11 protein-coding genes are annotated in these 11,943 nt (G+C 65.5%); 9 read left to right on the top strand and 2 right to left on the bottom strand.

The features are described from left to right. The 9 genes from GSQ79_RS13595 to GSQ79_RS13635 form a co-directional block, all read left to right on the top strand. The coding region (locus GSQ79_RS13595) for a DUF2232 domain-containing protein (RefSeq protein ID WP_158809243.1) at positions 1 to 456 on the top strand (456 nt) is incomplete at its 5' end. A 37-nt stretch (positions 457 to 493) separates the two neighbouring features. After that, positions 494 to 1,063: a 50S ribosomal protein L9 gene (gene rplI / locus GSQ79_RS13600; RefSeq protein ID WP_158809244.1), complete on the top strand. Its 570-nt coding sequence runs from the start codon at positions 494 to 496 to the stop codon at positions 1,061 to 1,063. 264 nt (positions 1,064 to 1,327) lie between these two features. Further along, positions 1,328 to 2,827, top strand: coding sequence for a replicative DNA helicase (locus GSQ79_RS13605; protein ID WP_174243216.1), 1,500 nt, complete (start codon positions 1,328 to 1,330; stop codon positions 2,825 to 2,827). Positions 2,828 to 2,846: 19 nt separating this feature from the next. Then, entirely contained in the window at positions 2,847 to 4,010 is a 1,164-nt protein-coding gene (gene alr / locus GSQ79_RS13610) for an alanine racemase (protein WP_158809246.1), read from the top strand. A gap of 97 nt (positions 4,011 to 4,107) precedes the next feature. Continuing rightward, positions 4,108 to 5,541 (top strand): DNA repair protein RadA, encoded by a 1,434-nt coding sequence (gene radA, locus GSQ79_RS13615; protein ID WP_158809247.1) that lies wholly within the window; start codon positions 4,108 to 4,110, stop codon positions 5,539 to 5,541. Between the two features lie 122 nt (positions 5,542 to 5,663). Beyond that, complete coding sequence (locus GSQ79_RS13620; RefSeq protein ID WP_158809248.1) at positions 5,664 to 6,272, top strand: CvpA family protein; 609 nt, start codon at positions 5,664 to 5,666, stop codon at positions 6,270 to 6,272. Between the two features lie 150 nt (positions 6,273 to 6,422). Next, positions 6,423 to 7,904 carry an amidophosphoribosyltransferase gene (purF, locus tag GSQ79_RS13625; RefSeq protein WP_158809249.1) on the top strand — a complete coding sequence of 494 codons (1,482 nt, stop codon included), beginning with the start codon at positions 6,423 to 6,425 and terminating at the stop codon, positions 7,902 to 7,904. A gap of 151 nt (positions 7,905 to 8,055) precedes the next feature. Next, on the top strand, positions 8,056 to 8,850 hold the full coding sequence (locus GSQ79_RS13630) for an SDR family NAD(P)-dependent oxidoreductase (RefSeq protein ID WP_158809250.1): 795 nt from the start codon (positions 8,056 to 8,058) through the stop codon (positions 8,848 to 8,850). Further along, positions 8,847 to 9,320, top strand: coding sequence for a copper chaperone PCu(A)C (locus tag GSQ79_RS13635; protein ID WP_158809251.1), 474 nt, complete (start codon positions 8,847 to 8,849; stop codon positions 9,318 to 9,320). Before GSQ79_RS13630 ends, GSQ79_RS13635 begins: the two co-directional genes overlap by 4 nt. Positions 9,321 to 9,356: 36 nt before the next feature. On the opposite strand, the gene der is transcribed toward GSQ79_RS13635, so the two are convergent. Both der and GSQ79_RS13645 read right to left on the bottom strand, forming a co-directional pair. Beyond that, positions 9,357 to 10,757, bottom strand: coding sequence for a ribosome biogenesis GTPase Der (der, locus tag GSQ79_RS13640; protein WP_158809252.1), 1,401 nt, complete (start codon positions 10,755 to 10,757; stop codon positions 9,357 to 9,359). A 209-nt stretch (positions 10,758 to 10,966) separates the two neighbouring features. Beyond that, entirely contained in the window at positions 10,967 to 11,791 is an 825-nt protein-coding gene (locus GSQ79_RS13645; RefSeq protein WP_158809253.1) for a tetratricopeptide repeat protein, read from the bottom strand. Between the last annotated feature and the right edge of the window lie 152 nt (positions 11,792 to 11,943).

Below are 11,943 nucleotides of genomic sequence, written 5' to 3' on the forward strand. Positions count from 1 at the left end.
CTCGCCGTGGCCATGACCTATGCCGAGATGCCGGTCCTCGCCGCCTCGTCGCTGGTGATGCTCGGCTTCAACATCTGGGCCGCGGCCCGCATCGCCAAGGCTTCCGGCCACTTTCGGGCGCCTTGGCCTGATCTGCCGCGCAGCCTGCGCGTGCCCCGCCAGCTTGCCCTGGTGCTGGCCGTCTCGCTCGGGCTGTGCTTCGCTGGTGGCCTCGTCGGCCTGTTCGCCCTGATCGTGACCGGTGCCCTGGTCATGGCCTTTGCCGCACAAGGGTTGGCGGTGATCCACGACATCACGCGCGGCAAAAGCTTTCGCTTGCCGCTGCTGATCATCGTCTACCTCACCCTCATTCTGCTCATGCCCTGGCTGTTTGCCGTCTACGCCCTCGTCGGGCTCGGCGACGCCGGCTTTTCCTTCCGCGACCGGCGTCAGCCGGCGGCTACCGGAAAACTCTGAACCCATCCCGCTCACCCAACCATCAAGGAATTATATTATGGAAGTCATTCTACTCGAGCGCATCGCCAAGCTCGGCCAGCTCGGTGAAAAGGTCCGCGTCAAGGACGGCTACGCCCGCAACTACCTGCTGCCGGGCGGCAAGGCGCTCCGCGCCACCGAAGCCAACAAGAAGCGTTTCGAGGGCCAGAAGGCCCAGCTCGAGGCCCGCAATCTCGAACAGCGTACGGAAGCCGAGACCGTCGCCGAAAAGCTCGACGGCCAGAGCTTCATCATCATCCGCCAGGCCGGCGAGACCGGGCATCTCTACGGCTCGGTGTCGACCCGCGACGTGGCGGACGCGATCACCGCTGGCGGCTTCACCGCGCATCGCAACCAGGTCGTGATGATGGCGCCGATCAAGACGCTCGGTCTCCACACCCTGCCGATTCAGCTTCACCCGGAAGTCGAAGCCAAGGTCATCGTCAACGTCGCGCGCTCCGAGCAGGAAGCCGACCGTCAGGCCAAGGGCGAAGAGATCAACGTCATCGAAGAAACCACGATGGACGATCTCGGCCTCGAAGTCGGCGCCGCTTTGGCCGCGGCCGACGGCAGCCTCGGCGACCGCTAGCCCTTCTATTGCGATCGTCATCTCGGGTTTCGCCTTCGGCGCCCCGGGCTGGCGGACGAGAGTTATCCCGGCCTTGGGACAATCTGAAGAAGAGCAGCAAACCCGTTGGTTTCGCTGCTCTTTTTTTGCTCTCCTTCGTAGAAAAAGCCGTGCCGCCCAAGTTTTGACTCGTCTGCGTCGCCGCCTCGTGCGACAAAACGGGGACGGTCGTACCGGCGTATCGGGGCCGCCCATTTCTCAATTGATAGACGTGACATGAGCGTGATCGATCACGCGGGCGGACGGCTGTCGCCCCTCGCGAAACAATCAAGCGGGAAGGACGCGAGTTTTCGCGTCGCCCCTCATAACATCGAGGCGGAACAGGCGCTGCTCGGCGCCATCCTGATCAACAACGACGCCTACGACCGCGTCTCGGATTTCTTGAAGCCGGAGCATTTCTCCGAAGAGCTGCATCGGCGCATCTTCGACATCGCCTCGCAGCTCATCCGCGCCGGCAAGGTGGCGACGCCGGTCACGCTGAAGACCTTTCTCGGCGATCACGATCTCGGCGGCATCACCATTCCGCAGTACCTCGCGCGGCTCGCGGCCGAGGCAACGGCCATCATCAATACCGAGGATTACGGGCGCACCGTCTACGATCTCGCGGTGCGCCGCGACCTGATCCTCATCGGCGAGGACGTGGTCAACGGCGCCTATGACGCACCGATCGATTTCACCCCGCGTGATCAGATCGAAGAGGCCGAGCGCAAGCTCTATGCAATCGCCGAGACCGGCCGCTACGGCGGCGGTTTTCAACGCTTTTCCGACGCCCTCACCTCCGCCGTCGACATGGCTGCGAAGGCCTTCGAGCGCGACGGCGGCCTTTCGGGCATCTCCACCGGCATGAGCGATCTCGACCGGATGATGGGCGGCCTGCAGGCCTCCGATCTCATCATCATCGCCGGCCGCCCCGGCATGGGCAAGACGGCGCTCGCCACCAACATCGCCTTCAACATCGCCAAGGCCTACGAATTCCGCACCAAGCCGGACGGCAACCTCGAGACGGTCAACGGCGGCATCGTCGGCTTCTTCTCACTGGAAATGTCGTCGGACCAGCTCGCCACCCGCATGATCGCCGAGCAGTCCGGCGTACCCTCCTACAAGATCCGTCGCGGCGACATCACCGAGAACGAATTTCACCGCATCGCCGAAGGCGCGCGGGAGATGCAGCAGATTCCCTTCTACATCGACCACACCGGCGGCATCTCGATCGCCCAGCTTGTCGCGCGCGCCCGACGGCTGAAGCGGCAGCGCGGGCTCGACATGCTTGTGGTGGATTACCTGCAGCTGCTGTCGGGCTCGAAGTCGAAGGGCGACAACCGCGTCCAGGAGCTTACCGAGATCACCACGGGGTTGAAGGCGCTGGCGAAAGAACTGGCGGTGCCGGTGGTGGCGCTGTCGCAGCTCTCGCGCCAGGTCGAGTCGCGCGACGACAAACGGCCGCAGCTCTCCGATCTCCGCGAATCCGGCTCGATCGAGCAGGATGCCGATGTCGTGGTCTTCGTGTATCGCGAAGAGTACTATCTGAAGAACAAGCAGCCGCGCGAAGGCAGCGAAGAGTTTCTGACGTGGCAGTCGGAGATGGAGCGCGTGCATGGCAAGGCGGAAGTCATCATCGGCAAGCAGCGTCACGGGCCGACCGGCACCGTCGAGCTGGCCTTCGAAGGCGAGTTCACGCGGTTCTCCAATCTCGCCAAAGACGACCACCTTCCGGAGCACCATTGAGGCCCATTTCGTGAGACCCATGCTGGCGCCTGTATCCGACCACCGCGACATCGCCGCCGAACAAGCAGGTACGACCGTGACGGTCGATCTCGACGCGCTTGCCGCCAATTGGCGGCTGCTAGCGGACCGGTCCGGGTCCGCCGAATGCAGCGCCGTCGTCAAAGCCGACGCCTACGGGCTCGGTCTCGAAGGGGTCATCGCGACGCTGCAGCGCGCCGGCTGTCGCACCTTCTTCGTCGCCCATGTCTTCGAGGGGCAAAGGCTGAGGATGCTGGCCCCCGACGCCGTCGTCTACGTGCTCAACGGGCTGATGCCGCGCACTGCGGCGCTCTATTTGAAGTTTCGGCTGCGGCCGGTTCTAAGCTCGCTTCTCGAAATGGAAGACTGGCGTGAAGCCGCGGGCCGCGGTCGCGCGCCCTGCGCCATCCAGGTCGACAGCGGGATGAATCGCCTCGGTCTGGTGCCCCAAGACCTCGCCAAGGCGCGGGAGGTGGCGACGCGTCTCGATCTGACGCTGGTGATGAGCCATTTCGTCTGGTCCGGGCGCGCGTCGGAATCAGACAAGGTCGCCGCGCAGATCGCCGCCTTCGATGCGATGCGCGCCAGCTGGCCGGACGTGCCGGCCTCGCTCGCCAATTCCAGCGGCATCTTTTCCGAACACCAGCCGCACTACGATCTGGTTCGTCCGGGCTATGCCATGTACGGCGGCAACCCGACGCCGGACCGGCCCAACCCGATGCGCCCGGTGGTCGGGATGGAGGCCAAGGTGCTGCAGGTGCGCGACATCGCTGCTGGCGAAAGCGTCGGCTACGATGGGCGCTGGACGGCGCCCGCACCGCGCCGACTCGCCACGATCAGCGCCGGCTATGCCGACGGCATCCCCTGCGGCGCGATGGGCGTGAGCGACGATGCGCCACGCGGACAAGCGCTCGTCGACGGCGCGCTCTGCCCCTTCGTCGGCCGCATTTCGATGGATACGATCGTCGTGGACGTCACCGACGCGCCTGCGATCGAGCGCGGCGACAGCGTGGAGTTGCTGGGAAGCGACATCACGATCGACGATCTCGCCGGCGGCGCCGGAACGATCGGCTACGAGGTCCTGACGCGCTTGGGTGCGCGCAGCCATCGCCGCTGGGTGAGCCGCCAGGGTGTCTCCGTCACGGTGTCGACGCCGGGGCGTTGAGGCGCCTTCGGCGGGTATCCCAAGAGATCTGCCTTCCAAATGATCTTGTTTTGTTCTAGGCAACACGTCGTGATCTCCTCATGGGGCGGGCGTTGCCGTGGCCAAGCTGAAAACCAACTTCGTCTGCCAGAGCTGCGGCAACGTCACGCCGAAATGGCAGGGGCGCTGCGAAGCCTGCGGCGCCTGGAATTCGATCATCGAAGACGGCGGCGCGGCCGGCATCGGGGCGCAGCAGGCGCGTGGCGCCAAGAAGGGCCGCATCTTCGCGCTGGGCGAATTGGCTCACGCGGACGCGCCGCAGACCCGGCTCGAGACCGGCATCGGCGAGCTCGATAGGGTCACCGGCGGTGGCTTCGTGCCTGGGTCGGTGCTGTTGCTCGGCGGGGAGCCCGGCATCGGCAAATCGACACTGCTGATCCAGGCCTGCGCGGCGCTGGCGTTGCGCGGCGAGCGCGTCGTCTACATTTCCGGCGAGGAGGCGATGGATCAGGTGCGCCTGCGCGCCACTCGCCTCGGCCTCGCCGCAGCGCCCGTCGAACTCGCGGCCGAGACCGGCGTCGAGGACATCGTCGCCACCCTGTCGCAGGGCAAACGCCCTGCCCTGGTCGTGATCGATTCGATCCAGACGATGTGGACGGATGCGGTCGAGTCCTCTCCCGGCACCGTCACCCAGGTACGCGGCTCGGCGCAGGCGCTGATCCGCTTCGCCAAGACCTCCGGCGCCATCGTGATTCTCGTCGGCCACGTCACCAAGGATGGCCAGATCGCCGGCCCCCGCGTCGTCGAGCACATGGTCGATGCGGTGATTTCCTTCGAAGGCGAAGGCGGCCGCGACTTCCGCATTCTACGCGCGGTAAAAAATCGGTTCGGGCCGACCGACGAGATCGGCGTGTTCGAGATGACCGGCGGCGGCCTTAGCGAGGTCGCCAATCCCTCTGCTCTCTTCCTCACCGCGCACGAGGACGCGACGCCCGGCGTCGCCGTCTTCGCCGGGATGGAAGGCACGCGGCCGCTGCTCGTGGAGATTCAGGCGCTGGTCGCCCCGACCTCGCTCGGCACGCCGCGCCGCGCCGTCGTCGGCTGGGACACCAGCCGCCTCGCCATGGTCGTCGCCGTGCTGGAGGCGCATGCCGGCCTGAAACTCGGCCAGCACGACATCTACCTTACCATCGCCGGTGGCCTCAGGGTCAGCGAGCCGGCCGCCGATCTCGCCGCCGCGGCGGCGCTGGTCTCGTCCTTGTCGGGACAGGCTCTATCGACCAATGCCGTGTATTTCGGCGAGGTCGGGCTCTCCGGCGCGGTTCGGCCCGTCGCCCATGCGGCGGCCCGGCTCAAGGAAGCGGCAAAGCTTGGGTTCACCGCCGCCGTCGCGCCGCGTGGCGCCCAGAGCGGCGAGTCCGGGGGAGAGGCGATCACGGCGACCTCTTGCGAGCATATCGGGGCGCTGGTGGCGGAAATCGCGCGGCCGAAGGATGGCGCGCCGGCGAAGGCCGCGAACGGCAAATCAAAGCAACATGTGGATGGCTGGTGAACGACGTGACGCCGCGCTTACGCTTCGCTATAAGCCACTATTAATATGTCGCAGAAGCAGCCATCGCTCCTGTGTCGTCCGTATCAGTATCCAAACGACGCTACAGGCTGAAGGCCAGGATCATGCCCTCCTATCTCGACCTCGGCCTCATCGTCATCATCCTCATCTCGGCGCTGCTCGCCATGTTGCGGGGGTTTACCCGCGAGGTTCTGGCGATCGCCTCGTGGGGCGCCGCCGCCGCGGCCGCGGTGTATTTCTACCCGCTCGTCCTGCCTTACGTGAAACCTTACATCCAGAAGGATGTGGTCGCGATGGCGGTGTCGGCGGCAGCGGTATTCTTCGTCACGCTGATCATCGTGTCGATCATCACCATCAAGCTGTCCGACATGATTTTGGACTCGAAGGTCGGGGCTCTGGATCGCTCGCTCGGCTTCGTCTTCGGCGCGGCCCGCGGCCTGCTGCTCTGCGTCATCGCCTTCGTCTTCTTCAACTGGCTGGTGCCGCCGGACAAGCAGCCGGAATGGGTGAAGTCCGCGCGGATGAAGCCGCTTCTGCAATCGACAGGCGACCAGCTGACAAGTTTGCTACCTGACGATCCGGAAGGGATCATCGGACGCTTCAAAAAGGCCAAAACGGCGGCACCTGCGGATGAACCGCCAGCCGAAGGTGACGCGACCTCCAAGGCCCTGCCGACGCCGCCGTCGCGCGACGATAGTGGAAAAGAACCCTGATATGCGCCAACCGAGGGCATAATATGCTGGCTTTCGCGGCAGTTCGGATTATCTAGGTTTTGTGACGCTGTGGATTTCGGCAGATGGCTTCTGCTCCGGGATCAAACGCTTTCGAGATAAGCGCCGAGACGTCGAGCCCGCGAGGTGTCCATGACCGATTTGTCCACGTCCTCCGATCAGCACGATGACGCGTTCGACCCGGAGGCCGATCGGTTGCGGGAAGAATGCGGCGTCTTCGGCATCTTCGGCCACCCCGATGCCGCCGCCGTCACGGCCCTTGGGCTCCATGCGCTTCAGCATCGTGGTCAGGAAGCCGCAGGGATCGTCGCCTTCGACGGTTCGCGCTTCAATTCCGAGCGCCGCCTTGGGTTGGTGAGCGACCATTTTTCCAAGGCTTCGACCATCGCCCGCCTGCCTGGCGACGCCGCTGTCGGTCACGTCCGCTATTCCACCACCGGCGAGACGATTCTCCGCAATGTGCAACCTCTGTTTGCAGAGCTCGACACCGGCGGCATCGCTGTCGCCCACAACGGCAATCTCACCAACGGTCTGACGCTCCGCCGCTCGCTGATCCGCGATGGCGCGATCTATCAGTCGACGTCGGATACAGAAGTCATTCTCCATCTCGTCGCCCGCAGCCGCAAACATCGGGTGATCGAACGCTTCATCGAGGCGCTGCGCGAGCTTGAAGGCGCGTATGCGCTCGTGGTGCTGTCGAACAAGATGCTGATCGGCGCCCGCGACCCGCTCGGCATCCGCCCGCTCGTGCTCGGCGAACTCGACGGCAAGTTCCTGCTGGCGTCCGAGACCTGCGCGCTCGACATCATCGGAGCGCGGTTCGTCCGCGACGTCGAGAATGGCGAGATCGTCGTCATCACCGAGACCGGCGTCGAGAGCCTGCGGCCATTCCCCAAGGTCCAGGCCCGGCCCTGCATCTTCGAATACATCTACTTCGCCCGGCCGGACTCGGTGGTCCATGGCCGCTCGGTCTACGAGACCCGCAAGGCGATGGGCGCCGAACTCGCCCGCGAGACGCCGGTCGAGGCCGACGTCGTCATCCCCGTACCGGACTCCGGCGTGCCGGCTGCGATCGGTTATGCCCGAGCCTCGGGCATCCCGTTCGAACTCGGCATCATTCGCAACCATTATGTCGGCCGCACCTTCATCCAGCCGACGCAGTCCACCCGCGAGCTGGGCGTGCGGCTGAAGCACAGCGCCAACCGCTCCGTCGTCGCCGGCAAGAGCATCGTGCTGATCGACGATTCCATCGTCCGCGGCACCACGTCGGTAAAGATCGTGCGGATGATGCGCGAAGCCGGGGCGCGGGAAGTGCATTTCCGCATCTCCTCGCCGCCGATCAAGCATCCGGACTACTACGGCATCGACACGCCGGAGCGCGAAAAGCTGCTCGCCGCCACCCACACGCTCGAAGAGATGCGGGACTACATCGGCTGCGATTCGCTGGCCTTCCTCTCGGTCGAAGGCACCTATCGCGCGATGGGCGAAGAGCGCCGCGATCCGATCCGGCCGCAGTTCACCGACCATTGCTTCACCGGCGATTACCCGACGTACCTCACCGACGTCAGCGGCGAGACCCGCAGCCAGCTGTCGCTGCTGGCGGAAACCGGCTAGCGGTCCCGCTCTCGAGGCCGTCATCGCGAGCGAAGCGACTCAGGGGCCGCTTGGCAATGTGGTGGTGTGCGACGTCTGGATTGCCTCGCTCCGTTCGCAAAGACGAACGTGCCTATTTTCAACCGCAGCATGAGGTGCCATAGCCCACCTCATGAGCGATCCTGAAGCCCTCTCAACCCTTCCCCTCGCCGGCCGCGTTGCCCTCGTCACCGGCGCCTCGCGCGGGATCGGGCACGCTATCGCGCTCGAGCTTGCCAAGGCCGGTGCCCATGTCGTCGCTCTGGCACGCACCCAAGGCGCGCTCGAAGCGCTCGACGATGCCATCAAAAACGTGGGCGGCGTGGCGACTCTGGTGCCGCTCGACATCACCGATTTCGAGGCTTTGGACCGGCTCGGTGCCGCGCTGCACGAACGCTGGGGCAAGCTCGACGTGTTCGTCGGCAATGCCGGCGTCTTGGGCCCGCTCACCCCGATCGCCCATTGCGACCCCAAGGCGTGGGACAATGTCATCGCGGTCAACGTCACCGCGAACTATCGGCTCATCCGTTCGCTCGACCTGCTGCTCCGCACCTCGGACGCGGGCCGCGTGGCGCTGCTGAGTTCGGGCGCCGGCCATCGCGCCGATTTCCGGCCCTATTGGGGGCCCTATGCCATCTCCAAAAGCGCGGTCGACAGCCTCGTGCGCACCTATGCGGCTGAGACGGTCAACTTGACTCCGATCAAGATCATGGCCGTCAATCCCGGCCCCCTGCGCACCCGCATGCGCGCCGCCGCAATGCCCGGCGAAGATCCGGACACGCTGAAGACGCCGGAAGATCTCGCCCCAAAAATCCTGGAGCTCTGTCTCCCGACATGGACCGAGACCGGCAAACTCTACGATTTCCCGACGGATCGTGTGATGAGCTTTCAGGCTCCCGTCCGAGACGATAGCGAGGACAAGACATGAGACAGGTTCTGCTGGCCGCCGCTCTCATCGCCCTCGGTTCGATCGGGGTCGCGACCGTGGGATCGGCGGCGGACTCCGGGCCCTGGATCGTCGTCAAGGATCCCTGGCTGCGCGCGACGCCCAACGGTGCCAAGGTGGCGGGCGGCTACGTCACCATCACCAACACCGGCAAGACGGCGGATATGCTTGTCGCCGCCAGTATCGCGGTGGCGCCGACCGGCGAGATCCATACGATGTCGATGGAAAACGGGGTCATGCACATGGGCCGCCTCGACCATGGCCTCGCCATACCGCCGGGCGCGACGGTGACGCTGAAACCCGGCGGCGATCATCTGATGTTTCTCGACCCGACCGCCCCGATCAAGGAAGGCGTGTCCGTGATCGGCTCGCTGACCTTTGCCAAGGCCGGTGTCATGCCGGTGGCGTTTGCCGTCGGCGGGATGGCTGCGAAGGCGGCGCCCGCGCACTGACCGCAGCGCTCCTTCTCCCGCTCTGCGGGAGAGCCCCTACCGCTGCGGCCGCTTGCGATCCTTGTACGGATTGTCGCTGACCTTCTTCGAAATCCGGATCGGCACGCCGGGTAGCTCGAAGGTGGTCCGCAGGCCGTTGACGAGAAAACGCTCGTAGCTCGTCGGCAGCGCATCGAGCTGGTTGCCGAAGATGATGAAGTACGGCGGCCGCGCGCGCAGCTGGGTCATATAGCGGATTTTTATCCGGCGTCCCGCGACGGCGGGCGGCGGCTGCTGATCGATCGCGGCGGTGAGCCAGCGGTTGAGCCGCGCGGTCGAGATGCGCTTGTTCCAGACCTCGTGGGCGCCGATCGCGGCCTCCATCAGCCGTTCGACGCCAAAGCCCGTGGTGCCGGACACCGGAACGACCGGGCAGCCCTTGACCTGCGGCAGCAGACGCAAAGCTTCTTCCCGCAAGGCTTTGAGCGTGCTGCCTTTGTCTTCGATCAGATCCCACTTGTTCAGCCCGATGACCAGCGCCCGCCCCTCGCGCTCGACGAGATCGGCGAGCGTCAGATCCTGCTTTTCGAGCGGCATCGTGGCGTCGACCAGCAGGATCACCACCTCGGCGAACTTCGCCGCGCGCAGGGCGTCGGCGCCGGCCAGCTTTTCCAGCTTGTCGTCGACCTTGGCGCGGCGCCGAAGGCCCGCCGTGTCGAACATCTTCATCTCGCGATCGCGCCAGACCAGATCGATACCGATCGCGTCGCGCGTCAGCCCGGCTTCCGGACCGGTCAGCAGCCGCTCCTCGCCGATGATATGGTTGAGCAACGTCGATTTTCCCGCGTTAGGGCGCCCGACGACGGCGATGCGCAGCGGCTTGGTGAGGTCAAGCTCGGTGCCGTCTTCCTCGTCGTCGAAGACCTTTCGGACCTCGGCCTCTTCCTCCTCAGGCAGCGCGGTCTGCTCCGGCAGCGCTTCCAGCATCGCGGAATAGAGCTCGGAAAAACCATCGCCATGCTCGGCGGAGAGGGGGATCGGATCGCCGAGACCGAGCTGGTAGGCTTCCACGGCGCCCGCGTCGCCCTGCTTGCCCTCCGCCTTATTTGCGATAAGAATCAAAGGTTTACCGGCCCGTCTTACCAAAGCGGCGAAAGCGCGGTCGTCCGGTGTCAGGCCGATGCGGGCGTCGATGACGAAGAAGATGCCGTCGGCGGACTCGATGGCGGCTTCCGTCTGCGCCCGGGTGCGCCCGGAAAGCGAGGCGGCATCGCCCTCCTCCAGGCCGGCCGTGTCGATGATGGTGAAGCGCAGATCACCGAGCTTGGCCTCGCCTTCGCGCCGGTCGCGGGTAACGCCCGGACGGTCGTCGACGAGCGCGAGTTTCTTGCCGACCAGCCGGTTGAACAGGGTCGACTTGCCGACATTGGGTCGGCCGATGATGGCGATGGCAAACATGGATGGTCCTAAGGAACGGTGCAGAGAGGATAGACCACCTCGCCGTCGAGAAATTGTTTTGTTTGCGGTGTCATCCCCGGGGCGCGTGAAGCGCGAACCTGGGACCATCGCGTAGGAGGCCTGGCCGCGACCGCACCATAGGATCAGACTGGATCGATATCATGTGCATGGATCAAGGGTTCGCGCTTCGCGCGTCCCAGGATGACGGGCTACTTGGCTGGGGACGCCTCAGGAGTCGTCGGGGCGGCGGGAGCCGAGACCGGCGCAGCGGGTGTTGCCGGGACGGCCACAGACGGAGTCGCAACCGTCGACGCGGCAGGCGGTGCGACCGGTGTCGCAGTCGGATGAAGTTCCAGCGCCGGCTTCGTCGCTTCCGGCATGGTGCCCACGGGCCCTGCGGCGACCAGGCCCAAAAAGGCCTCGGCGCGGCTGCGCAGCGCGCTCGGCGCGTTGGGATCAATGACGATCTGGTCGAGCCAGCGGCCGGCCGACTCCGTATCGTTGCGCTTGAACGCGGCGAGCGTCAGCAGCTCGCGCAGCGTCGAGCGATAGGCGAACCCCTCGGTCGCGTAAGGCGTGTAGCGGAGTTCGAAATCCTTGGGATCGTCGGAATCGACGCGCAGGATCGCGCCGCGGATCAGCGCGGTGTCGCGCAAGGTCGCTTCCATGCTGTCGTCACCGGCGATGGCGTCATAGCCGCGAACCGCCGCAGCCTTATCGCGCAGCGCCAAGGTCTCGACCGCCTTTAGCCGCGCGAGCATCGCGTAGCCGGCCGGCCCGTCGCCCTGCAGCTTGTCGAACGCCGCCTGCGCCTCGGCGCCCTTGCCGTCGCGCACCAACTGCGCCGCCGCGTCGTAGCGCGCGTTCGCCGTTTCCGCCGCCTGGTTCTGGTAGTGCAGATAGATGCGGTACACGGCGGTGCCGAGAATGATCGCGACCACGAGGCCGATCAGGGCAACCTGGTATTTGGTGAGAAAATTGACGACGCGGTCGCGGCGGTATTCCTCGTCGACCTCGCGGATAAAATCGGACATGGGCTGGTTTCTAAACAATCGCTGCTTGAATGAGCTTGCGACCTAGCACAGTCCGATGGGGCATGCGAGTTGGTCCCGCGCCAAATACGAAGCAACTGAACGCCGCAGGCGTCACATGAGTGGCCCGGCAGATCACTCCGGCCGAGCCGACC

The sequence above is a fragment of the Beijerinckia sp. L45 genome (assembly GCF_009765775.1).
Lineage (GTDB): Bacteria > Pseudomonadota > Alphaproteobacteria > Rhizobiales > Beijerinckiaceae > RH-AL1.

Coding starts and splice junctions, on each gene's coding strand:
- GSQ79_RS13635 (WP_158809251.1), top strand. CDS start 8,847: ATGAGACAGGTTCTGCTGGCCGCCGCTCTCATCGCCCTCGGTTCGATC.
- der (WP_158809252.1), bottom strand. CDS start 10,757: ATGTTTGCCATCGCCATCATCGGCCGACCCAATGTCGGCAAGTCGACC.
- purF (WP_158809249.1), top strand. CDS start 6,423: ATGACCGATTTGTCCACGTCCTCCGATCAGCACGATGACGCGTTCGAC.
- alr (WP_158809246.1), top strand. CDS start 2,847: ATGCTGGCGCCTGTATCCGACCACCGCGACATCGCCGCCGAACAAGCA.
- GSQ79_RS13630 (WP_158809250.1), top strand. CDS start 8,056: ATGAGCGATCCTGAAGCCCTCTCAACCCTTCCCCTCGCCGGCCGCGTT.
- GSQ79_RS13620 (WP_158809248.1), top strand. CDS start 5,664: ATGCCCTCCTATCTCGACCTCGGCCTCATCGTCATCATCCTCATCTCG.
- GSQ79_RS13645 (WP_158809253.1), bottom strand. CDS start 11,791: ATGTCCGATTTTATCCGCGAGGTCGACGAGGAATACCGCCGCGACCGC.
- rplI (WP_158809244.1), top strand. CDS start 494: ATGGAAGTCATTCTACTCGAGCGCATCGCCAAGCTCGGCCAGCTCGGT.